General features: G+C 70.1%; 19 protein-coding genes. 11 read left to right on the top strand and 8 right to left on the bottom strand.

Annotation, left to right across the window (positions count from 1 at the left end):
• Positions 1-6: 6 nt before the first annotated feature.
• Together IE177_RS18045 and IE177_RS18050 are read left to right on the top strand one after the other, a co-directional pair.
• Positions 7-468, top strand: coding sequence for a hypothetical protein (locus IE177_RS18045; protein WP_190016384.1), 462 nt, complete (start codon positions 7-9; stop codon positions 466-468).
• Between the two features lie 211 nt (positions 469-679).
• A complete protein-coding gene (locus tag IE177_RS18050; RefSeq protein WP_011113206.1) occupies positions 680-850 on the top strand; it encodes a DUF5670 family protein in 171 nt (56 codons plus the stop codon).
• Between the two features lie 388 nt (positions 851-1238).
• On the opposite strand, the gene IE177_RS18055 is transcribed toward IE177_RS18050, so the two are convergent.
• Positions 1239-2222, bottom strand: coding sequence for a DUF1648 domain-containing protein (locus tag IE177_RS18055; protein WP_229816101.1), 984 nt, complete (start codon positions 2220-2222; stop codon positions 1239-1241).
• A complete protein-coding gene (locus IE177_RS18060; RefSeq protein ID WP_190016385.1) occupies positions 2219-2566 on the bottom strand; it encodes a GntR family transcriptional regulator in 348 nt (115 codons plus the stop codon). The genes IE177_RS18055 and IE177_RS18060 overlap by 4 nt, the downstream gene beginning before the upstream one ends.
• Before the next feature lie 201 nt (positions 2567-2767).
• Here IE177_RS18060 and IE177_RS18065 point away from each other — a divergent pair, with 201 nt between their 5' ends.
• From IE177_RS18065 to IE177_RS18075, 3 genes are all read left to right on the top strand, one after another.
• On the top strand, positions 2768-3613 hold the full coding sequence (locus tag IE177_RS18065) for a patatin-like phospholipase family protein (protein ID WP_190016386.1): 846 nt from the start codon (positions 2768-2770) through the stop codon (positions 3611-3613).
• Positions 3614-4017: 404 nt separating this feature from the next.
• Positions 4018-6099 carry a HelD family protein gene (locus IE177_RS18070; protein ID WP_506005055.1) on the top strand — a complete coding sequence of 694 codons (2082 nt, stop codon included), beginning with the start codon at positions 4018-4020 and terminating at the stop codon, positions 6097-6099.
• A 150-nt stretch (positions 6100-6249) separates the two neighbouring features.
• Entirely contained in the window at positions 6250-6579 is a 330-nt protein-coding gene (locus IE177_RS18075; RefSeq protein WP_190016387.1) for a peptidase inhibitor family I36 protein, read from the top strand.
• Positions 6580-6717: 138 nt separating this feature from the next.
• Here the strand turns inward: IE177_RS18075 and IE177_RS18080 are convergent, their stop codons facing one another.
• From IE177_RS18080 to IE177_RS18090, 3 genes are all read right to left on the bottom strand, one after another.
• The gene (locus IE177_RS18080; RefSeq protein WP_190016388.1) at positions 6718-7359 is read right to left on the bottom strand and encodes a 4'-phosphopantetheinyl transferase family protein; all 642 of its coding nucleotides are present in this window, start codon (positions 7357-7359) and stop codon (positions 6718-6720) included.
• Between the two features lie 15 nt (positions 7360-7374).
• The gene (locus tag IE177_RS18085; RefSeq protein WP_190016389.1) at positions 7375-11901 is read right to left on the bottom strand and encodes a type I polyketide synthase; all 4527 of its coding nucleotides are present in this window, start codon (positions 11899-11901) and stop codon (positions 7375-7377) included.
• Positions 11902-11971: 70 nt separating this feature from the next.
• On the bottom strand, positions 11972-14269 hold the full coding sequence (locus IE177_RS18090) for an MMPL family transporter (RefSeq protein ID WP_190016390.1): 2298 nt from the start codon (positions 14267-14269) through the stop codon (positions 11972-11974).
• Positions 14270-15053: 784 nt separating this feature from the next.
• On the opposite strand from IE177_RS18090, the gene IE177_RS18095 reads away from it, so the two are divergent.
• Entirely contained in the window at positions 15054-16112 is a 1059-nt protein-coding gene (locus IE177_RS18095; RefSeq protein ID WP_190016391.1) for a M12 family metallopeptidase, read from the top strand.
• Positions 16113-16323: 211 nt separating this feature from the next.
• Positions 16324-16857, top strand: coding sequence for a P-loop NTPase family protein (locus IE177_RS18100; RefSeq protein WP_190016556.1), 534 nt, complete (start codon positions 16324-16326; stop codon positions 16855-16857).
• Positions 16858-17048: 191 nt separating this feature from the next.
• On the opposite strand, the gene IE177_RS18105 is transcribed toward IE177_RS18100, so the two are convergent.
• A complete protein-coding gene (locus IE177_RS18105; protein ID WP_190016392.1) occupies positions 17049-17366 on the bottom strand; it encodes a protealysin inhibitor emfourin in 318 nt (105 codons plus the stop codon).
• Positions 17367-17440: 74 nt separating this feature from the next.
• On the bottom strand, positions 17441-18637 hold the full coding sequence (locus tag IE177_RS18110; RefSeq protein WP_190016393.1) for a M4 family metallopeptidase: 1197 nt from the start codon (positions 18635-18637) through the stop codon (positions 17441-17443).
• Positions 18638-19108: 471 nt separating this feature from the next.
• Here IE177_RS18110 and IE177_RS35425 point away from each other — a divergent pair, with 471 nt between their 5' ends.
• Positions 19109-19240, top strand: coding sequence for a hypothetical protein (locus IE177_RS35425; protein WP_268253167.1), 132 nt, complete (start codon positions 19109-19111; stop codon positions 19238-19240).
• A 30-nt stretch (positions 19241-19270) separates the two neighbouring features.
• Here IE177_RS35425 and IE177_RS18115 read toward each other — a convergent pair whose 3' ends face one another.
• Complete coding sequence (locus IE177_RS18115; RefSeq protein WP_190016394.1) at positions 19271-19840, bottom strand: TetR/AcrR family transcriptional regulator; 570 nt, start codon at positions 19838-19840, stop codon at positions 19271-19273.
• 370 nt (positions 19841-20210) lie between these two features.
• On the opposite strand from IE177_RS18115, the gene IE177_RS18120 reads away from it, so the two are divergent.
• The 3 genes from IE177_RS18120 to IE177_RS18130 all read left to right on the top strand — a co-directional run bounded on the left by IE177_RS18120 (position 20211) and on the right by IE177_RS18130 (position 21577).
• Positions 20211-20777: a dihydrofolate reductase family protein gene (locus IE177_RS18120; RefSeq protein WP_190016395.1), complete on the top strand. Its 567-nt coding sequence runs from the start codon at positions 20211-20213 to the stop codon at positions 20775-20777.
• Positions 20778-20891: 114 nt separating this feature from the next.
• Positions 20892-21191 carry a hypothetical protein gene (locus IE177_RS18125; protein ID WP_190016396.1) on the top strand — a complete coding sequence of 100 codons (300 nt, stop codon included), beginning with the start codon at positions 20892-20894 and terminating at the stop codon, positions 21189-21191.
• The gene (locus tag IE177_RS18130; RefSeq protein ID WP_190016397.1) at positions 21188-21577 is read left to right on the top strand and encodes a Rossmann-fold NAD(P)-binding domain-containing protein; all 390 of its coding nucleotides are present in this window, start codon (positions 21188-21190) and stop codon (positions 21575-21577) included. Before IE177_RS18125 ends, IE177_RS18130 begins: the two co-directional genes overlap by 4 nt.
• Positions 21578-21579: the final 2 nt, after the last annotated feature.

The raw sequence follows: 21579 nt of genomic DNA on the forward strand, positions 1-21579 counted from the left end.
GTGAGCATGGAACTTGAGCTTGTGCCGCACGTGGGTGTCGGGCGCTTCCGGCTCGGCATGTCGGTCGACGAAGCGCGTGCCGCAGTGGAAAGGTGGGGTCTCTTCCGTACCGTCTCGAGCGACGAGGAGCCGGGGCAGATCGGCCTCACGCACGACGAGTCCCGGCTGAACATCGTGCTCGGGTTCACCAAGGGCGCGCTGAGCGGCGTGGAGCTGTTCCGGTTCCAGGACGAGGACGCCGACGTGCGGGTGCTGCTGGACGGGCTCGACGTCTTCCGCACGCCGAGCGAGGACCTCTTCGAACAACTGGCGGAGCGGGGTCACGCCATCGAGGAGAACGACCTCGGCTTCGATGCCCTGCCGGAGCTCAAGGTGATCCTCGCGAACCAGAGCAGCTACGAGTACCCGGTGGACGAGGAGGGCGACCCCCTCTACTACGACTACGTTCTGGTCGCGGACCGCATCTGAGCGGCGCGGCCGGAATCGGTGCTGCGGTGCTGCGGTACGGCGGTGCTGCGGTACGGCGGTGCTGCGGTACGGCGGTGCGTGAGGGCCGGAGCTGGGAAAGCCATGCATGGCGCGCCGCGCCCATATGCCCTGTACTCCTTAAAAGTAACTCACCTTTTGTGGGCTTGTCAGTGCAAGGTAAGGGCACTTGATGGCCAGGAGGTTGATAACAATGGTTCCCCTGCTTCTGGTTCTTCTGCTGGCTCTGATCCTCTTCGGTGCGGGTTTCGCGCTGAAGGCGCTGTGGTGGATCGCGGTGATCGTGCTCGTCGTGTGGCTGCTGGGCTTCGTCGTCCGCACCGCGGACAGCGGCGGCCGCAAGGGCCGCTGGTACCGCTGGTAGACGACGGACGCCACCTGCGCGCCACGCGCGAGAAAATTGGAGGGGCTCGGCCGCATGCGGCCGAGCCCCCCTCGCATAGGGCGCCTTGTGGGTGGTTGGGAGGGATCGGGCGTATCGGACGCACCGCAGGGTACGTGAGTGATGCACCGGCCCCGCAGGCCCAGCAGTGGAACCCTGCTCCTCCTGTCTGCGGGGCCGCTGCGCATGGCGGTGTCGACGACGCCGGCAGGCGCCCGCCGACGACCGGATGTTCTTCCGCGCTCGAGTACTGCCGGCCCGGCGCCAGGATCGGTATCCCTGACCCCGTCCACACCGCCATCGGGCGTGACACCCGCACCGACGTCTTCCGGACCGGTGCGCGTAGGTGTGGGGCTAGCCGGTCGGCCCGTCACCCGTCCGATCGCTCGGAGGTGGAGTTCAAGAGGGCTGCTCCGCGTTCGGCATCGTCCACGCTCACCGCGAATTCCTTTCCTGTGCGGGATCGGACGACGAGACACTCACCGCCGCGCAGCATCACGGTGGTACCCAGCCCGCTCAGCCGGTAGCCCCAGCCACCCACTTGGGCAGGCGTGCGGTTCTCGGCACGGGCGGACTCGATACCCGCAGGGCACCAGCGCCGTCTCGGCCAGCCCAAGGGCCCGAAGGTCACCTCCAGTCCTCGCTCGCTGACCCGGGCCTGCACGGAGGAGCAGCACAGAGTCAGAACGGAAGAGACAGCGAGCGCCGCGGCGCCCACCACCCCCGCGGTCAGGTCCGTGAGACCCGCCAGCGCCGCCATGCCTGCGGCGACCGCCAGCAGCCCCGTCACGGCGAATGTCGTCTGAAGCCACGGGTTCGACGTGCGGGAGAGCCACACGAACCGGTGTCCGGCGGGGACGTCGATGGTCGGACCGTCGGTGACGGACCGCGGAGCGGCCGGCTTCCGGCACAAGGTGAACAACGCGACGGCACCGCTCACGGCCGTCACGACGAGCGTGCCCACGACCCAACCCGTCACCGAGCCCGCCCCGTGCCAGTCCTCGCGGTCCATGTTCGCCCGTACCACGGACACCTGCCCACCGACCAGAGGCACACCACCGCATCCGAAGGTCGCGACCGCCCATCCTGGAATCGTGCGGGTTCCTGACCGCCACACGGCCAGCACCACAACGGCGGTCAGCACCGCCCAGATCAGCGCCGGGAAAGCAGCGGCGGCCCACAGCGGCATGGAACCGTCGGGCCTGCCGGAAGCAGCGCTCCAGTGAATCGCCAACCGGTCCGGCAGCCGGCCACTCGCAGCCGGCGGCAGTCCGGCCAGCAGCACCAGGACCACGGCAGCCCAGCCTGCCAGGCCCCAGGCTGCCCCGCTCTTGCGTCGCGCACCGTCGGTCACGGCATCCCCCTGATCATGTCGATGAGGTCGCTCTTGCCGTAGCCCAAGTGCGCGGCGTCGGCCACCAGGTCGCGTACGCGATCCACCAGTGCGGAGCGCTGGTCCGCTCCGTCGGCGACCGCCACGCCCCGGCCCCTCCGGAACTCGAGCAGCCCCTCTTCGCGTAGCGTCCGAAGCCCCCGCAAAACGGTGTTGACGTTCATTCCGAGCGCCCGGGAGAGATCTCGCGCGGGGGGAAGCCGCTCGCCCGGCCGGCACTCGCCCTCGGCGATGGCCCGCCGGATCGCACCGGCCACCTGCTCGTGCAGGGGGCGGTTGTCGGCGACGTTCAACCTCAGAAGCATGGTGCTAAGGAAAATAGCACCAACGGGCCTTAGATGTCAGTGTGTTCGGTGTATCAGCAGACTTCGCCAGCTGCGCTTGAAGGCCCAACACGCCCCAGTCGGTGACGGCTCGTCCCCGATCCGGGTAGTACGTGGGGCGGCTCTCGTCCGACAGCGCTGTGCAACTATGTGAACCGGGTGTGCGGTAACGGACGGAGAGCCATGGATACCGAAGGCATGCACGAGCTAGACAGGGCGCTGGTACTGGGTCCCGGCGGGCGTCTTGGCACCGCTTGGACGGCCGGACTGATGACGGGGCTACGCAGGCTCGGCGTTGACCTGGGTGAGGCCGATGTCATCGTGGGCACCTCAGCAGGGGCGATCGTCGGCGCAGTCATGGCCACCGGGCAGGACCCCGCCCGCCTTGCCACCGTCCGGCGCTCCGCCAACGCCTCGTCCGTGCTGCACCGTCCCAACCCGGCGGTGACGGGCTCGGTGTTCGCGGTACTCGGCGATCCAAGCCTGGACCCCGCCGAAGCCCGTCGCCGGGTGGGTCGTATCGCCCTGGAAACGGTCGACGAGCAGGCGGAGAACCGGCTGATCGCCCAGCGCGCCGCACTGATCGCCGCTGACAGCTGGCCGCAACGCCCTCTGCTGATACCGGCGGTTGACGCCGAGAGCGGCGAGCCGATCGTGTGGGACGCCGCCGCGGGTGTCCCACTGGCTCGCGCGGTCGCCGCGTCCAGCGCCTTCCCCGGGATTGAGCCCCCCGTCACCGTTGACGGCCGCCACTACTTCGACGGCGCCCTGCGAGCCGGCACCAACATCGACCTGGCGGGCGATGCCCGCACGGTAGTGGTGGTCGACCCGCTCGCCCACCGCCATCCATCCCCCACCGCCGAAGGCGCCCACATCATGGCCCCCGATCCGACCGCGGTGCGCCTCCTGGACGCCGAGCAGAGCGACCCCGAAGTGTGGCAGGCGGCCTACCAGGCGGGCGAAGCCCAGGCCGGCACGGCAGCTGAGGAACTACGCGCGCACTGGCGACCTGCCACAGCCCGACGCTGAAATTCCACTGGCTCGAAGAGATGGGGCGCGTCGGCGTGCGCGCGTGGCTCTCGAAGCTGCACGTGCGGCCCGGCGGCATTCACGCCTTCGACCGGGACTCCCGAGGCGCAGATCAGCGAGGCCGCCGTCGCGGCGCACCGCAACTGGCCGGAGCGCCTCCTCGCTACCGACCGAAAGAGGCCGTACACGCTCCAGGCTGGAGGACACCGTCGCCTGGATTCCATTGTGGGAATGACTCTTTTTCGGTAGCCGCATTAGCCATCCACGGGACCGCGGAATCCTTGATACGGAATACGGTCACCCCATGAAATCAGTCTCAGGGACATGGCTTCGACGGGTAAGTCAAGACTTACCTTCAGAGAACTTCGGCCCTATGGTGTGGCTCAAATCGAAGGAGCCTCCTGTTGTCGAAATCGATTGATCCCGTCGTGCGTGCGGTTGCATCGGAGCAGGACTATGTGTCCTCGTTGTACGGGTTGCTCACTGAGCGGCTTTCCGAGGCGCGAGAACAGCGAGCGAGGGTGCTGAAGGCCCCTGCGGACAGCGTCGGCGAGGCACACGAGAGAGAAAACACCGCTGAGCGTCTGGCCAAGGAAATCGCCCGGCTGGAGGGAGCCGAAAAGGGGCTGGTCTTCGGGCGCATCGACTGGACGGATGGCACGGTCCTGCGTATCGGGCGGATCGGACTGTGTACGGAGGAGGACGACCTGCCTCTGCTCGTGGACTGGCGCGCGAACGCGGCGCGACCCTTCTACGAGGCGACACCGGTCCACCCGATGAACCTGCGGCGGCGCCGGCACCTGCGCCTCGAAGAGCGCACGGTCATCTCGGTGAGCGACGAACTGCTGGACGGGACCGCCCCGACCGACCAGGACATCGTGGGGGACGGCCCGTTGACCGAAGCTCTGTCAGCACGGCGTACGGGCAGGATGCACGCGGCCGTCGCGACACTGCAGGCCGAGCAGGACGAGGTCGTCCGTTCCGCCCACCGCGGGGTGACCGTGGTGCAGGGCGGTCCCGGCACCGGCAAGACGGTGGTCGCCCTGCACCGGGCGGCCTATGTCCTGTACGCGTTCCCGCGCGCCGCGGAGGAGGGTGTCCTGGTGGTCGGCCCGAACGCCCGGTTCCTCGACTACATCTCGCAGGTCCTCCCCTCCCTCGGAGAGAACGACGTCACTCTGGCGACCTGCCGGGAACTGGCAGGAGTGCCCACGGACACGGTGGACCCGTGCGCTACGGCGCGTCTCAAGGGCAGCTCCGACCTCGCCGACGCCTTGGCCGGCCTGCTGCGCGTCCACCAAGCCCCCGCCGGTGACTTCGCCGTGCGGGTCGGGCAGGAACTGGTTCGCCTGTCCGGCGACGAAGTGGCCACGGCACGCGACGCCGCTGTGGCGGCCGCACCGGGGCACAACCCGGCGCGCCAGGTGTTCAAGGAGCTCTTGGCCGACGCCGTCACCGACGCGATGCAACGAGACATGGGCGACCTCCTGGAGCAGATCGACGCCGATGCCGAAACGATGACGGGCCTGGACCTCGACCGGTTCACGGGAGCCGCTCAGCGCCGTGCCGAAGGTGCGGCCGACTCGGGGCCGGTACATGAGCTGGATGTGGACGCCATCCGAGCCGATCTCCTGGACGACGCCGTCGTCGACCGGGCGGTGGAGGCGTTGTGGCCGCGGCTGGTACCCGGTGACCTCGTGAAGGCGCTTTTGACGAACGCGGACGCTCTCGCCGAGCGTCTGCCCCTTCTGACCGCGCAGGAGCGGTCGCTTTTACTGCGCGGCCCGGACGACCCGTGGACCGATGCCGATGTGCCGTTGCTGGACGAGGCGGCGAGCCTGGTCGACGGTCCCCCCGAGCGGACGTACGGGCACGTCGTCGTCGACGAGGCGCAGGAATTGACCGCCATGCAGTGGCGGATGATCGTCCGCCGCTGCCCGGCAAGTGCGATGACGTTGGTGGGTGACTTCGCCCAGGCGGGCCCGGTCGCGACAGCACGCGACTGGAAGGAAGCACTGAGCCCCCACGTCGGACCGCGGTTCAAGCTGCACAACCTGACCGTCAGTTACCGCACCACGCAGGAGATCCTGGAAAGCGTCCGGGACCTGCTCAAGCGGATCGCTCCGGATCGCGAGCCCACACGGTCACTGCGCAACGGTGAGAGCCCTCGCACCGTGACCACACCTCCGGACGGGTTGGTCACCGCCGTCGTTACGGAACTCCGCGCCCAGAGCACCGCACACCCCGGCGAGCTTCTGGGAGTGATCTGCGCGGACACCAGAGTGAGTGAGCTGACGGCCCAAGACATCGCTCACCACGCGCGCATCGTGCCGGCGTCCGAAGCCCGCGGACTGGAATTCGACGGGGTCGTCGTCGTGAACCCCGAGGAGATCACCATGGCCCGCCCCGGTGGTGAAAGGGACTTGTACGTGGCCCTGACCCGGGCCACCAAACGCCTCTGCACGATCACCGTCCAGCCCGCCTGACGGCTCGGCGCCGGCGTCGTCACCGCGGGCGCACCCGCGAGGTACGGACACCGGACCGCACCGGGCTGTCCGACCTGCGCTCAACGAGCCGTAGACCGCCTTGCTACGTATAGTCCGATTGGTGACACTCAGAGAAGGGATGGACCCCCCATGTCTGTGACTGTTTACGCCGACGTCGACTACAAGGGCAAGAGCGCCACGCTCGACCAGGGACGCCACAAGCTCGACCCGTCCATGAACGACTGCATCTCCTCCGTCCGCGTGCCGTCAGGGTGGAAGGCGACGCTTTACGAGCACGCGGACTTCACCGGGGCACAGATCACCCTGGAGGCGGACACCCGGAAGGTGGACGGCGCCCTCCACGACAAGGCGTCCTCGATCGTCGTCGCCGAGACGGAGGAGGACGACGGTCAATACATCTTCTCCGCGGAGAACGGTGACAACTGGTTCTACTTCGAGGACCACTCGTCGTCCGACTGACGCCGCATCCGCCGCCCGGACCGGCGCGGACCGCAGCGTCCGGATGGCGTGAGACCGATCAGTGACCCTGAACAGCTGTGGTGCGCCGGCAGGGAGCTTCGGCGCGAGGACCGAGAACCTCGCCGTCGGGACCGCCGCTCACGGGAGGACGACGGCGAGGGTCGCCGTACCGGCGCTGCCGACCAGGGCCCGGCGGCCGCCGGACAGCACGGGCGGGATCAGGGTGAGGATGCGGACACGGCGTGGAGCCTCGCAGAACAGGCCCTGGCGGCCGGCCTTCACCGCTGCCTCCTTCAGGGCCCAGGCCGCTGTGAGCAGTTCAGGGGACTCGCGGGTGAGCTGTCGCTCCGCGGGGGCCAGGACATGGGCCGCGGCGCGGCCTACGGAGGGAGCGGCGCTCAGTTCGCACAGGTCCACGCCGACCGCGCCGGGTGCGACAGCCGCGGCGACGTGGTGGGCCGTGTGGCTGATGGAGACCTGGAGGCCGGGGACCGAGAGGCGAGGGCTGCCGTCGGCGCGGGGGAGGATCTCCACCTCGGTGACCGGCCGGCCGGTCACCGAGGACACCACGGTCTTGGCGAGAAGGCGGCCCGCTTCCCACTCGGCCTGCCGCCACCGCGGCAGGCCGTGGAAGACCTGCCGCTCGGCAGGGGTGAACAGCGGCAGCGGCGACCAGGAGGGTGTCGCGCCGAGAAGATCGCGCCGGGCCACGAGGAAAGCAGACTCTTCCCAGTGGTGGACTCGGCCCGGCGCGATCGCGGGGAACACGGCGTACGGCATGGCGGCCTCCGCTCGTCACGCGGCGGGGGCGATGTCCGCGCCGCCGGCCCGCCGCAACTGCCCCGCCAGGGCCGCGACCGTGTACCGGATCTGTTCCGGCGTGTGCTCGCAGGTGAGGAAGAACCGCAGCCGGGCCAGCTCTTCGGGAACCGCCGGGTGGAGGATGGGGTTGACGCTGATCCCCTGTTCGAAGAGCGCCCGGGCCAGCCGCAGCGTCTCCGCCGAGTCTCCCACGACGCACGGCACGATCGGCGTGCCCTCGCTGCCTCCCGTATCAAGGCCCGCCCCGCGGGCCAGGCGCAGGAACAGCGCCGCGTTCTCCCCGAGCCGGGCAAGGCGCTCCGGTTCGGCCCGCATCAGGCGCAGCGCGGCCAGTGAGGCGGCCGCGTTGGCGGGAGTCATGCCCGCGCTGTAGACGAAGCCCGGCGCGGTGTAGCGCAGATAGTCGACCACTGCACGGTTCGCCGCGACGTAACCGCCGCATCCGGCCAGCGACTTGGAAAGAGTGCCCATCCACAGGTCGACGTCGGGGCGCTCGACGTCGAAGTGTTCGCCGACACCTCGCCCGGTGGCGCCGAGCACACCGATGCTGTGCGCCTCGTCGACCATCAGCAGCGCCCCGTGCCGGTGCTTGACCGGGACCAGGGCCGGCAGGTCGGCGATGTCACCGTCCATGCTGTACACGCCCTCCACCACGACCAGTACCCGTCGGTACTGGTGGCGGATCCCGGTGAGAAGTGCGTCCAGGGCCGCCGCGTCGTTGTGCGGGAAGGGCCGCCGCGTCGCGCCGGACAGCTTGCAGCCCTGCAGGATGCTGTCGTGGGCGAGCGCGTCGTGGACGATCAGGTCCCCCGGCCCGACGAGATGTCCGATCACGGTGACGTTGGTGGCGTGCCCGCTGGTCAGGGTGATCGCGTCGTCGGTGCCCAGGGTGCGGGCGAGTTCGCTCTCCAGACCGAGGTGTGGGGGACGGGTGCCGGACAGCAGCCGACTGGCGGAAGCCGATGTGCCGTACTGGTCCACGGCCTCTTTGACGGCCTCGCCCACCTTCGGATGCGTGGCCAGGCCCAGGTAGTTGTAGCCGGAGAAGGAGACGAGTTCCCGGCCGTCGACGACCGTCCGATCCGTCATCCCACCGTCGTGGACCAGGAAGTACGGGTTGGGCAGGCGGAGTTCACCGAGCCCGTCGATCCGCTCGTGGTGCGCGGTGACCTCGGGGAAGCACTCGATGCGCCGTTGCTCCTCCGGCGGCGGGGCGCCGTCCTCCGCGGCATCCTCCCTGATCATCGCCGTGATGCTGCCGACGGTCGGCCGAGCGCACCGCTCGTCGATCGTGAGCGAGGGCCAGCGGGCCTTGAGCGATGTGAACAGGTCGGTCAGCATCAGCGAGTCGAAGCCGAGGTCCTCGACCAGGAGTTGACCGGCCCGCAGTTGTTCCACCGGGAAGGCGCTGACGCGGCCTATGTGCTCGAGTACGGCCTCCTCGGCCTCGGGAGCCGGGCAGGGGCCCGGCGGGGCGGACGCCTCGGCAGAGGCGGCCGTGGGCCGGGGCAGGGCGTCGGCCGTGGCCGTGTCCTTGGCGGACAGGGTGTCGTTCAGGTGCCTGAGGAGAGTGACCTGCTGCTGGATGAGGTCGAGCAGTTCGTGCATCGGGGTCTCCGTGGCCGGGTTGTCGGTCGCGCGGCCGGACGCGTGGACGACCGAGTTGCCGGTCGTGGGCTGAGGCTGGGAGTGAGCCGGGGACTGGGACTGGGACTGGGGCTGGGACTTGCCGGGCTCCCGCCCGGGACCCGGACGGCGCACCCAGTAGGACCGCTCCTCCAGCCGGGCCACCGGAAGGTCCAGCGGCCGACGATCCTCCTCCCGCACCAGGGTCCGAGGGTCGACCGGAACGCCCAGGACCGCCAGCCGAGCCAGGGCCCGCGGAAAGGCCCACGTGTCGTCCGGCGCCGTACAGGCAGCGACGACGTGGACGTCGTCGTGGCCGGTGAGGTTGCGGCGGACCGAGGCGAGGAGTGAACCGCCCCCAGTCACCTGGAGGAAGACACGGGCGCCGGCGTCGTAGGCGCTGCGCACGGCGTCGTCGAAGTGGACCGGCCCGGACGAGTGGCGCGCCCATAGTTCACGCAGCCGCCCCGGCTCGCCGCACATTGTGCCGCTCACGGCCGAGACGAACGGCAGGCGAGGCGTGCCTAGGGGGCGGCGGGCGAGATCCGCGCGCATGGCGTCGTCGGCCCGGGTCAGCCGCGGCGAGTGGAAGGCGCTGGACGCCTCGAGGACGGAGGCCGCGATTCCCGCCTCGGCACAGACCCGCCGCAGCGCTGCGAGCCCTTCCTCGGTGCCGCTCACCACGATCTGGCGCGCGTGGTTGAAGCACGCGAGCCATACGTCGTCGATGCCCCGCACGAGCCGCCGGCAGGTGTGCCTGTCGGCCTGCACGGCGAGCATCCCGCCTCGGGACTCCGTTTCGGCATCCTGCATCACCGCACCCCGGTGGGCGAGCAGCCGTACGGTCTCCTCGGCGGTGAGGAACCCGGCCGCCGCGGCGGCGGCGAACTCGCCGAGGCTGTGGCCGAGCGCGAGGGCGGGGGTCACGCCGCACGTGGCCAGCAACTGGGTGGCGGCGATCTGCACGGTGCCGAGCACGGGCTGGCACACCTCGGTGGCGGCGAGCCGCCGCCTCGCCTCCTCGTGCGTACAGCCGCCGTAGAGCAGACCGGACACGTCGGTCCCCGCGACGGCGCCCAGCGCGCCGACGACGCGGCGGAACCCGGCGAACCTCTGGTTGAGGGCCCGCAGCATGCCCGGCTGCTGACTGCCCTGGCCGGGGAAGACGAAGGCCACACGGCGCTCGGCGGGAGACAGGGGGGTGTCGGCGGCGAAGGCACTGTCGCCGAGGTCCCCCCGGGCGCCCTGAGCCAACTGCTTCCGGGCCCGGCGCAACCGCTCGGTGAACGCGGCGGCGTCGTTGGCCACGATCGCGAGCCTGCTGGGCAGTAGCTCGCGGCCGCCCAAGGTGTGCGCCAGTGCCGCCATCGACGCGCCGGGCGTGTGCTCCAGGGCGCCGAGCAACTCGCCGATGTGCTCCTGAAGCAGCTCCGGGCCGCCCGCTGAGATCAGGACGAGCTGGGGTTCGGGCACGGCCTGGGTGCCCGCCGGCCGCCGTACGGGGGCCGGGGCGGGCGCCTGCTGCAGGACCACGTGGACGTTCGTACCGCCGAAGCCGAATGAGCTGACGGCGGCGCACCGCGGGGTGCCGCCGTCCGGCCACGGCTGGACCGCACCGGCGACGCGCAGGCCGGCGGCGTCGAGCCCGAGACCCGGATGAGGGGTGAAGTCCGGCTGTGGCACGACCGTACGGTGGTGCACCACCAGAGCGGTCTTGATCAGCCCCGCGATGCCCGCCGCGGACAGCGAGTGCCCGATGAGCGCCTTGACCGAGGACAGGTAGCTCAGGCCGGGGTCCTCGTCCGGGTACTCCTCGCGCAGCCGGCGCAGCGCCTCCACCTCGACGCGGTCGCCGACCGTGGTTCCGGTGCCGTGCGCTTCGATGAACCCCACGGCGGAGGGCGGCAGGCCCGCGTCGGCGTACGCGCGGCGCATGGCCCGCAGCTGTCCTTCCGACGTGGGGCTCAGGGGGCCGGGGGTGAGGCCGTCGTTCGCCGAGCCGATGCCCTTGATGACGGCGTAGACACGGTCACCCGCGGCGAGCGCGTCCATCAGGGGCCGTACGATGACCGCGCCGGCCCCCTCGCCCAGGACGAAGCCGTCGGCCCGTTCGTCGAACGGGCGGCACACCCCGTTGGCCGACAGCGCGCCGAGACGGGAGAAGCCCACGAGGCTGTCCGGCGTGAGACTGAGGTAGACACCGCCGACGACGGCCATGGTGCAGGTGCCCTGGCGCAGGTGGAGTACCGCCTGTTCGAGGGCGATCAGCGAGCTGGAGCACGCTGCGTCGACAGCGAAGCTGGGGCCGCCCAAGCCGAAGTGCCGGCTCACGGCGGCGGGCGCCATGTTGACCAGGCTTCCCGGAAGGGCGAAGGAGTCGGCGACCGCGAGCTGTGCCACGGCCCGGTCCTTGATCGCCTGCGCGAGGGCGGGGTCGGACGATCCCTCGGCGATGCCGCGTGCTCTCAGGCTTGCCGTCAGCAGCTCCCTGTAGTCGGACGCCGACAGGCCGAAGAAGACGCCCGTGCTCTCCCGGTCGAAGCCGCCCCGGCCGAGCCCCGCGTCGTCGAGGGCCTCACGGGTGACGTCGAGCATCAGCCGGTGCTGCGGGTCCATGGCCCCCGCACGGCGGGGTGGCAGACCGTAGTGCGAGGCGGCGAAGCGGTCCACTTCGTCGAGGAAGGCGACCTGGTCGGTGTAGGCGGTGTCGGGGGCGGACCGGTCGACGGGGTCGTGGAACGCGGCATGGTTCCAGCGCTCCTCCGGGACGGGGGCGAACCGCTGCTCCGCGCCGAGGAGGAGCCGCCAGTACGCGCGAGTGTCGTGGGCGCCGGGGAAACGGCAGCCGAGGCCGACGACGGCGATGTCATTCATGGGAAACCTGCTTCGGTTCTGGCGTCCGGTACGGACAGCCGGCGGGGGAGGGATGGTGAGGGGACGGGGGTCAGGGAGGTGAGGGGGGTGGCGGCCGCGTACGGGCGGCGGGTGTGCCGGTGTCGTGCCTGCGTGCGCGGGCCGGCGGGGGAGGCGGCTGAGCCGGCCCGGACAAGGCGCGTCCGCCGGAAGGCCGCCCGGTGCGCGTGCGTCCGGCGAACGGCCACGGGGCCCACCAGTTCAGTCCGCCGGCGAGGCGCATGAACGCCGGCACGAGGACACCGCGCACGAGGCTCGCATCGAGCAGGACGCCCAGGCCCGCCCCGATCCCGAAGAACTGCAGGAGGGCCACCTGGGAGGTACCGAAGGCGAGGAGCGTGAAAGCGAGCAGGGCGCCCGCTGTCGTGACGATGCCGCCGGTGCGGGCGACACCGTTCACGATCGCGTCGGCGGTGTCCTGTCCGGCGTCGTGCGCCTCCTTGATGCGGGCCAGGACGAAGACCTCGTAGTCCACCGAGAGCCCGAAGACGACGCAGAACAGCAGCACCGGCATGGTCGTGCTGAGCGGCCCGGGAGTGAACCCCAGCAGCGTCCGCAGGTGCCCGGACTGGAAGACCCACACCATGGCGCCGAGAACGGCGGCGAGGCTCAGGCAGTTCAGCGCGATCGCCTTCAGCGGCAGCAGGAGGCTGCGGGAGAAGAGGAACAGCAGCAGGAACGTACTGCCGGCGATCACGGCCGCGGCGACGGGCAGCCGCCCGGCGATGGTGTCCTTCGCGTCGACGAGCGCGGCGCTCGGACCGCCGACGTGGATCTCGGTGTCCGGGGGCGTCGGTGTCCCGCGGACAGTGCGGACCAGGCGCTGGGCGGCGTGCGAGTGCGGGTCGGCCGACGGCACCACCGAGAACAGCGCGGGAGCGTCGGGACCGGACGGCAGGAGGTGGGTCGCCGCGGAGCCCGCGGGAGCCACCCGAATGCCGTGCCGCCACACTCCGGACGGGCCGACGACCTCGGCCACGCCGGGCAGTGCGGACAGCTCGGGCGCGTAGTCGCGCGCTGTCTGGGGCGTGGGACTGGTGAAGACCACCGTGAGGGCGTCGGCGCTCCCTCGGTCGAAGTGGCCGCGCAGCAGGTCACCGGCCTGCCGGCTGGACGTGGTCCGGGGCAGCGCCCGGTCGTCGGGAGTCGCGAATCCCGCGTGGGTGAAGGGTGCCGCGAGCGTCGCCAGCAGGGCGAGCACCGGCAGTGCGGCGAGCACCGGGTGGCGTACGACGCACCGTGCCAGCCGCTCCCAGAACCGCGACGCGGAGCCGGCCCGGGTCCTGCGGCGCCAGGGCACCGCCCACGCGTTCACGCGGCGGCCGAGCAACGCCAGCAGCGCCGGCAGTACCGTCACGGCGGCGACCGCGGCAACGGCCACCACGGCGATGCCGGCGTAGGCGAAGGAACGCAGGAAGTACGGCGGAAAGAGGAGCAGCGCCGCCAGCGCCGCACAGACCGTGGCGGCGCTGAAGAAGATGGTGTGGCCCGCGGCGCGTGCCGTCCGCCGGGCGGCCTCTCGGGACTCGTGCCCGGCGGTCAGTTCCTCCCGGAACCGGGAGACGATCAGCAGCCCGTAGTCGATGCCCAGGCCGAGTCCGAGCGCGGTGGTCAGGTTCAGCGCGAACACCGACACGTCGGTGACGCCGCCGAGAAGGCTCAGGGCCAGCAGGGTCCCGCCGATCGCCAGGACACCGATCAGCAGCGGCAGGACCGCCGCCATCACGCTGCCGAACACCAGGACCAGGAGCAGGAGGGTGCCGGGCAGGACGACGGCCTCGGCCCGTCTCAGGTCCGAGGCGGCGAGATCATGCATCTCCTGGTCGGCCAGGGCCGTGCCGCCCACGTGCACGGTGACGCCCGAGCGGTCCGAGCGGCCCGACCGGCCGGACAGCGCCGCGCGCACCCGCTCGGCACGCGGGCCGATCTGCTCACCGTCGCCGTCGACATGCGCGATCAGCAGCGCCGAGCGGCCGTCGCGGCCGCGCAGCTCCGCCGGCCCGCCGCTCCAGTAGGAGGACACGTCGCCCACGTACGGCTGGGCGGCCAGGCGCCGGGTCAGTACGCGTCCCTCGGTGCGCGCGGCGGGGTCGTCGACACCGCCGTGGCCGACCCGCACGACGACGACCAGGTTCGCGGACGTGCCCTGGTACGGCGCGGTCACGCGGGCCACGAAGCTGGAGTCGGAGGCGGGGTCGTCGTACCCCTGCGTCTTCAGCCGGCCCGTCGCCGACGAGCCCACGACCAGCGACAGGACGAGGAAGCCGAGGGCGGCCAGCAGCACGCATCGGGGGCGACGGGTGGCGAAGCAGCCAAGCCAGCGGTACATGCCGCCTCCTTTCGGGTTCGTGCCCACCGCGATGGGTCGCACGGAAGGTCGGCTGCCACCGTCCCCCGGGAACGAGGAGGCGCCCCAGCCCCGAACGTTCGTTACTTGACGGAGAGCGGATCGCGCGGTACGGGGCGTCACGCGGCACGGGGCGTCGCGCGCCGGACCGACGGCGGAGCCCGCCCGCATCGCTTCGCGAACCTGTGCGAGACAACGTGTCCCGTCGTCGCCGGCGACAGGGGCGAGCAGGGGGGTTGCTTCGGCACATCTCGCAGCGCACGTCCTCGACCAGCGCGTGCCGCGGTTCTCCTTGGCGGACAGACCGAACAGCCGAGGCTCTCCGGACAGGGAGCGCACCAAGTGTGTGATCTTGCCGAGGTGTTCGTCGCGGACCGCGGCGGGCACGTAGGCGCCCGGGACAGGACGCTTTCGTGTAGCGGCGCCTCCGGCGGTGCCGTCAACTGCCCGTGCCACGGGCGCGAAAGACGGCAGGCAGGACCGCGATCGGGTCACCGACTGCCAGGCACGGCCCGGAGGGCATGAGAAAACGCTGCCGCATACTTCAACCGCCCCGTCAACTGCCGCACTTCACCAGTCACAACTTGCGGCGGAACTTGCCCCGAAAGAGGATGTAATCACCAGGTCGGGCATTTTCACCAAGAGCCGTGACACCGTGGTGGCGATCGACATCACGCCGCCGACCCCCTCCTTCGCCCGACCGCCGGCCGACGGCTGGGTACGCGCTCGCCCTCGCGGTGAGAGACACGCGTCTGAAGGAGACACCATGAACGCGCCGGCCGAGAGCGGGACAGCCGTGCCCCGCTACTGCGCCCAACCTCCGCAGACCCAGCCAGTCCTGCGCCCGGACCTCAGCCCGAACCGATCGAGGGCCATACTCCTGGTCCGCACCAAGTGGATCAACGGCACGGTCCTGCACTACGCCTTCCTCGACCAAGGCGGTGACATCGGAGGCCCGGAGCAGCTGGACGAGGTCCGGCACGCCTTCCAGGCATGGAAGGCCCTCGGGATCGGGCTGGAGTTCCAGGAGGTCGCCGATCCCGGCGACTCCGAGATCCGCGTCCTCTTCCGGGAGAGTGAGGGGTCCGCGTCGTACGTCGGCCGGGACAATCTGGGCATCGCCACGACCGAGCCGACCATGACGTTCGGCTGGGACCTGACCAGCCCGTACGGCAAGGCCACCGCGCTGCACGAGATCGGGCACGCGTTCGGCTTCGCCCATGAGCACCAGAACCCGTTCGCGGGCATCGTCTGGGACGAGGAGAAGGTCTACGCGGACCTCGCCGGACCACCCAACAACTGGCCCCACGAGGTCACGTTCAACAACATCCTGCGCAAGCTGTCGCAGAACGAGGTGACGGGTTCCACCTGGGACCCCGACTCCATCATGGAGTACAGCTTCGGGCCGGGACTCATCGTTCGTCCGGAAGCCTACCGCGGCGGCATCCCGGAGACGCTGGGCCTGTCCGCCGCGGACAAGGAGCGTGTGCTCCAGTGGTACCCGCCGATCGTCGCCCAGCCGGCCAGACTCCAACCGTTCCAGTCGGCGCCGGTGCAGCTCGCCACCGGGGGTCAGGCCGACTTCGAGATCATTCCACCGGAGACCCGGAGGTACCAGGTGGGCACGTTCGGCAACAGCGACGTCGTCCTGGCCCTGTTCGAGGACACCGCCGACGGCCTGCGGTACGTCACCGCCGACGACGACAGCGGACAGGACCGAAACGGCCGCCTTGATGTCAAGCTCGTGAAGGACCACCGTTATGTGGCTCGGGCCCGCCTGTACTCCAACTGGGGCAACGGCTCGATCGCGCTCATGTACTGGTGAGCGGTGGTGGCCGCGCGAGGTTCTCGGACGTGGACCGGTACCTCAAGGGGCACAGGTCCAAGGACGAGACCTGACTGCGCATCGAATGCAACCGTGCTGGCGGCCCGTGCGCACAGATCCACCGGTGAGACTCGACTACCGCGCGCGAGGCTCCTGCAGCGAGACTTCGACCAAGGCCCTGTCACCGGTCATCGGTAGGGTGACCGCCGTGATGGTGGGCACCGAAGAGACACGGCTGATCGTGCTGCGGGGAAACAGCGCCTCGGGGAAGTCGTCCGTCGCGGCTGGCCTCCGCGAGAGGTTCGGCCGCGGCCTGGCCCTGGTCGGCCAGGACAACCTCCGCCGCATCGTGCTCCGTGAGCACGACCGGCCGGGAGCGGCGAACATCGGCCTGATCGACATGACGGCCCGCTACGCCCTCGACGCCGGGTTTCACGTCGTGGTCGAAGGCATCCTCTATGCCGCTCACTATGGTGACATGCTCGCGGCGCTGCGCGCCGACCACCGCGGCCCGACCCACGGCTACTACCTGGACGTGCCGTTCGACGAAACCCTCGTCCGGCATGCCACCAAGCCGATCGCCGATGACGTCGACGAGACCCAACTGCTCGACTGGTACCGGCCGCGCGATCTACTGCCCGACGGACGCGAGACGGTCATCGGCGCCGCCAGTGCCCTGCACGAGACTGTCGATCGCATCATGCTCGACACCGGGTTGGCCCACCTGCCCCCGCTGGAGCGCTGACCGATGCACCGGTGGGACGACTGCCGCACCACCGGCGGGCTCAGCGGGGTGCGATCGCTTCGCGTACCTCATCTGTCTCCAGCCCGGCTTCAGGTGGTCGCCGGCATCGACGTTCCTCCTTACCGGCGGCGAACGCCGATGCCGCTGCAACAACGGTCCGCGACGGAGGGCGGCGTACCTCGATTCCTCGCTCACTCGCGCGCGACATGCTCCTTGAGCCACCGCAGCAACGCCGCGAACTCCGGGGACATGTCCGTGTCCGACTGGACGAGAACGGACGAGTGGCCGCCCTGCTCGACCGTGATCGAGTAGCTCATGGCATCCGGTGCACGCCTTGGGGGCTCCGGGGCTCCCGCCGTCGCCGCAGTCGCCGGAACGGCCGCGGCCACCAGCCGGGACAACTCGGCCGCAGCGCTCTCGGGCAGGGCATGGGTGTCCACCACGTCCGGCGGGAGGCCGGCGAGGAAAGGCGCCGCCAGCCCGCCGTGCGTCGACAAAGTGACCCTCATGGCACCTCTCAGCCGTCCGCCGCTTCCGCTGTTCCCGTAGAGGTACCCGGCGTCGGCCGCTGGGCACCTCGACGTCAACCGCCGGCCGTCACACGTCCCTTGAGCGCGGCCACGTCCCGGCTCAGCTCCTGCACCTGGGCCGTCAGCGCCCTGACCGCCGCGGTCGCGTCCCCGTTGCGGCCTGCTGTGCGATTGCGCGCCCTTGCGAGCCCGGCCGAGACCCCGGTGATCGAGATGCCGACCTCCTGCCACGCCCCCAGCACGGCCATCTGTTCGGCGCTGCCGGCCTCGTACAGCTCTCCGGCCTTCCGGTACGTGGTGTCCGCGAACTCCTGGAACCGCGTCTCACTGTTGGACGCCTTGAGAGCCTCGAACCAGATGAGCCCGGCCGCCTCCCACGAGTATCCGCCGATGGTTGCGGCCGTCAGGTAGAACGCCTTGTTCGGAATGCCGGAGTTGTAGTGCACCGCACCCCAGTCACCCTCGTAGGTGTCCGGCATGTTGACGTACTTGGACATGTGGTCCGGCTGCGGGTCCTTGCCGTACTTCTCGGTGTTCCACGCATGCCCGGGCGCCTTCATCGACCGCAGCGCATCGGCCTCGATCTGAGGCGTGAAGACCTCACGGCCGATCAACCAATCAGCCTGCTCGGCCGTCTGACCCAGCGTCCACTGCTCGACCATCGCTCCGAACACGTCCGACATCGACTCGTTCAGGGCGCCGGACTGGTTGTGATACTCGAGCCCCGTGGTGTGCTCGGTCACCCCGTGCCCCAGTTCATGGGCGATCACGGAGATCGAGCCAGTGAGGTCGGAGAAGAGGCGGCCGTCCCCGTCACCGAACACCATTTCGCGCCCGTCCCAGAAGGCATTGGCGAACTCGTGGCCATAGTGGACGTACCCGTTCAGGCGCATCCCGTGACCGTCGATCGAGTTCCGGGCGAACACCTGTTGGAAGAAATCCCGCGTCTTGCCGAGCATGTCGAATGCCCGGTTGACGGACGCGTCGGTCGACTCCGGCCCGTCCTCGGACCGCGCCAGAACCGCGAAGGGCAGAGACGTGGTGTTTCGGCAGTCGTAGATCGTCCTACGAGCGTTGCCGGGAGTGGCGACACCGGGGAAGGCTGCCCGGACCGCTCGCTCGCCCCGCAGGTGGGCAGTGGTGAGCATGGTGTTCAGCGCGGCCTGGCGGACCTCACGGTCGTCACTTCTCAGTGCTCTTTCGAGCAGATACGGAGGGGTTATGCATTGGTGTCGAAAATCGCTGGTCATCGCGGTACTCCGTGATCCAGGGGGAGTTCGTTGCTCGCTGCGAGGGCGCCCAACCCCGCACGCGGTCCCTCCGTGCCGGACAGGCGCATGCGCCTCAAGGACCGGCCGCGTACGGTCCGCCGGGCTGGTGACCATTTCATCCATCGCAGCGTCATGATGTGAGCTGCCTCACATGCCCATCATTGCACGTTCCGGACTCGACGCCACCTCGCCTTCCCTGGTGCGGAGCGGCCTTGAATTTGACCCTTCACATAACGCGCCCCATGGTCAATTCGCATCCCGGCTCGCTTCCAGACCGACCGTCAGCTCCGCATCGTGGGCCGACCCGCCGTACGAACCGGAGCGGAGTGGTCCCTGTTGGCGGCGTTCAGAGGCCAGGCAGAAGGATGGGTTCCAGCCAGGCGCGCTGCCGAACTCCCGCGGGGAGGGCTGGCGGCCGGGGCGGTCCTGGCGGGCGCTGTCCCGTCCGACGTGGCGGCTGACATCCGCACAGCCGTCATCTTCCGCACACGGGTCAGCCTGCACCGCAAGATCGTCAAGCATGCCGCTGCTTCGAGGAAGTCCTTCTCGACCGACATCGAGCACCTGGAGTTCGAGCTGTAGTACCTGATCGCCGACAGGATCGGACCGCCTTCAGTGAAGCAGGCGGTCCACCATCGTCTCGATCAGCCGTTCCGGGTCGTGGGGTGTCAGCAGTGCGGGTACGGTCAGGTCGTCGATGATCAGACCGAGTGTGGCGAGGTAGAGCACGACCACTCCCTCGCGGCCACCGGGCAGCCCGGCGTCGAGGTGGTAGGCGATGTTGCCCTCCAGCTGGATCTCGAAGAAGCGCGTCAGCTCGGTGTTCAGCTCCGGCCGCCGCGTCGCCTCCAGCCGCATTTCCAGCAGTGCGAGATGGCTGCCGCGCTCGCGTCGGGTGCGCTCCAGCAACTGCCGCAACAGCGTGACCGTGACATCCCGCGGTGTACCGGCCTTCATCGCCTCCTCCAGCTCCGCCGGATCGGGCGTCAGCCGCTCGAGGATGCGCTGCATGACCTGGGCCAGCATCTCGCCCCGGTTCGCGAAGTAGTTGGTGGCGGTCCCGACGGGGACGCCGGCCTCCTTGTCCACGGCCCGCAGCGTGAGGCCGCGAGACCCCTCACGGGCGAGTACCTCGATGGCGCCGTCGAGCAGCGCGGTACGACGAGCGGGGTTGTGACGCACACGGTCTCCCTGTCTGATCCGGACGAGTCCACAGAACCCGTTGACACCACTACAAGTGCAGTACTACGTTCTAACCACTGCAATCAGAGTACAACTTCTGAGGCAGATCACGTGAGAGTCACCCCTTCCATTCAGGAGTCGTATGCGACGCCCCTTCACCGGCCGGGCCCCCCTCCTGCAGACCACCTCGCACGATGCCCGTCGCGACGGCGCGGACCGCCGCCCGCTCAGGCCGCACCAGGTCCCGCGCCCCCGGCCGCTCCCGAAGCCCGGCTCACGCCGCTGAAGCGCACCCGTAGCCGCCACCCGGCGCCGCAGCGCACCCTGGACCGCCCTGCCAGATCCAGACCGAGAGGCAAGGACTCACCACATGCGAAAGCTCGTCTACTACGTCGCCGCCACCCTCGACAGCTACATCGCCGGCCCGGACGGGGAGTACGACTTCCTTCTCTTCGAGGGCGAGGGACGCGACGCGATCCTCGCCGAGTACCCGGAGACGATGCCCACCCCCGCCCGCGCGGCCTTCGGTCTCACCGGCACCCCGAACCGGCACTTCGACACGGTCATCATGGGCCGCGGCACCTACGAACCCGGCCTGCAGGCAGGCCTGACCAGCCCGTACGCCCATCTTGAGCAGTACGTCGTCTCCACCAGCCTGCAGACCGTGGACCCGGACATCCATGTCGTACGGGAAGACCCCGCCGACACCGTTCGCAAGCTCAAGTCGCAGTCCGGCAAGGACATCTGGCTGGCCGGCGGCGGCAAGCTGGCTTCCGCCCTGCTCCCGGAGATCGACCAGCTCGTCATCAAGCGCAACCCGCTCGTCATCGGCTCCGGCATCCCGCTCTTCGCGGGCCCGTTCAGTCCGGCGACGTATCTGCCCGTCTCGACCCGCAGCTTCGACTCGGGCCTGCGCATCGAGACGTACAGCCGGTGACGGAGTCAGCGCGTCGATGCCGGGTTGGCGGCCGCTGCCGCTCCCGATCGCAACACTCACTGCGGACACTCGTGGGCCGCGAGAGAAGCCCGCAGGTCAGGGGGAGAATCACGCATGGAAGCACTGATCAGCACGCCGGACCATAGGGCCGGGGTGCGGAGCACGATGAGTCTGGCTGATCTCGGGGTGACGGCGGATCAGGAGCGTCTCGACCGCTACCTGCTGCGCAATCCGCACGCCGGCGTCGACCGGACCCGTGCCGAGCTCGCCATGCCGGACACGGCGCGGGTGATCGGCGAGCTGCGGGCGCTGGGGCTGGTGGACAGGGCGTCCGTCGCCCTCGCTCCGGCCGCCGCCGTGGATCTGCCAACGCCCTGCGCTGGCTGCCCCAGTTGCAGTCTGGCGACGTCGTGAGGGACGCGTTCGGCGACCTGCCGGTCGCCGTCATCGACCCGGCCGACATCGCGGCCGTGGCCACGAGAGCGCTGCTGGAGCCGGGGCATGAAGGGCCCGCCTACTCACTGAGTGGGCCCGAGGCACTCCTGCCCGCCGACCGGGTACGCATCCTCGGCCAAGCACTCGGCCGTGACCTGCGCTTCCAGCCGGAGACGGATGAGGACGCCCAGGACCGGATGAACGCGGCCATGCCGAAGGAATACGTCAACGCATTCTTCAGCTTCTACCGCGACCACACCATCGACGAGACCACCGTCCACGCCACCGTGCAACAGCTCACCGGCCGCCCTCCTCGCACCTTCGACCAGTGGACCACCACCCACGCCCCCGAGTTCAGGACGTAAGG

It is taken from the genome of Streptomyces lucensis JCM 4490 (genome assembly GCF_014650035.1).
Taxonomy (GTDB): Bacteria; Actinomycetota; Actinomycetes; order Streptomycetales; family Streptomycetaceae; genus Streptomyces; species Streptomyces lucensis.

What these genes read in the sequence shown, in the direction of transcription:
- IE177_RS18060 (WP_190016385.1), bottom strand. Translation starts at nt 2,566, where the DNA reads ATGCTTCTGAGGTTGAACGTCGCCGACAACCGCCCCCTGCACGAGCAG.
- IE177_RS18095 (WP_190016391.1), top strand. Translation starts at nt 15,054, where the DNA reads ATGAACGCGCCGGCCGAGAGCGGGACAGCCGTGCCCCGCTACTGCGCC.
- IE177_RS18050 (WP_011113206.1), top strand. Translation starts at nt 680, where the DNA reads ATGGTTCCCCTGCTTCTGGTTCTTCTGCTGGCTCTGATCCTCTTCGGT.
- IE177_RS18045 (WP_190016384.1), top strand. Translation starts at nt 7, where the DNA reads ATGGAACTTGAGCTTGTGCCGCACGTGGGTGTCGGGCGCTTCCGGCTC.
- IE177_RS18100 (WP_190016556.1), top strand. Translation starts at nt 16,324, where the DNA reads ATGGTGGGCACCGAAGAGACACGGCTGATCGTGCTGCGGGGAAACAGC.
- IE177_RS18080 (WP_190016388.1), bottom strand. Translation starts at nt 7,359, where the DNA reads ATGCCGTACGCCGTGTTCCCCGCGATCGCGCCGGGCCGAGTCCACCAC.
- IE177_RS18120 (WP_190016395.1), top strand. Translation starts at nt 20,211, where the DNA reads ATGCGAAAGCTCGTCTACTACGTCGCCGCCACCCTCGACAGCTACATC.
- IE177_RS18105 (WP_190016392.1), bottom strand. Translation starts at nt 17,366, where the DNA reads ATGAGGGTCACTTTGTCGACGCACGGCGGGCTGGCGGCGCCTTTCCTC.
- IE177_RS18065 (WP_190016386.1), top strand. Translation starts at nt 2,768, where the DNA reads ATGGATACCGAAGGCATGCACGAGCTAGACAGGGCGCTGGTACTGGGT.
- IE177_RS18075 (WP_190016387.1), top strand. Translation starts at nt 6,250, where the DNA reads ATGTCTGTGACTGTTTACGCCGACGTCGACTACAAGGGCAAGAGCGCC.
- IE177_RS18125 (WP_190016396.1), top strand. Translation starts at nt 20,892, where the DNA reads ATGGAAGCACTGATCAGCACGCCGGACCATAGGGCCGGGGTGCGGAGC.
- IE177_RS18110 (WP_190016393.1), bottom strand. Translation starts at nt 18,637, where the DNA reads ATGACCAGCGATTTTCGACACCAATGCATAACCCCTCCGTATCTGCTC.
- IE177_RS18085 (WP_190016389.1), bottom strand. Translation starts at nt 11,901, where the DNA reads ATGAATGACATCGCCGTCGTCGGCCTCGGCTGCCGTTTCCCCGGCGCC.
- IE177_RS18090 (WP_190016390.1), bottom strand. Translation starts at nt 14,269, where the DNA reads ATGTACCGCTGGCTTGGCTGCTTCGCCACCCGTCGCCCCCGATGCGTG.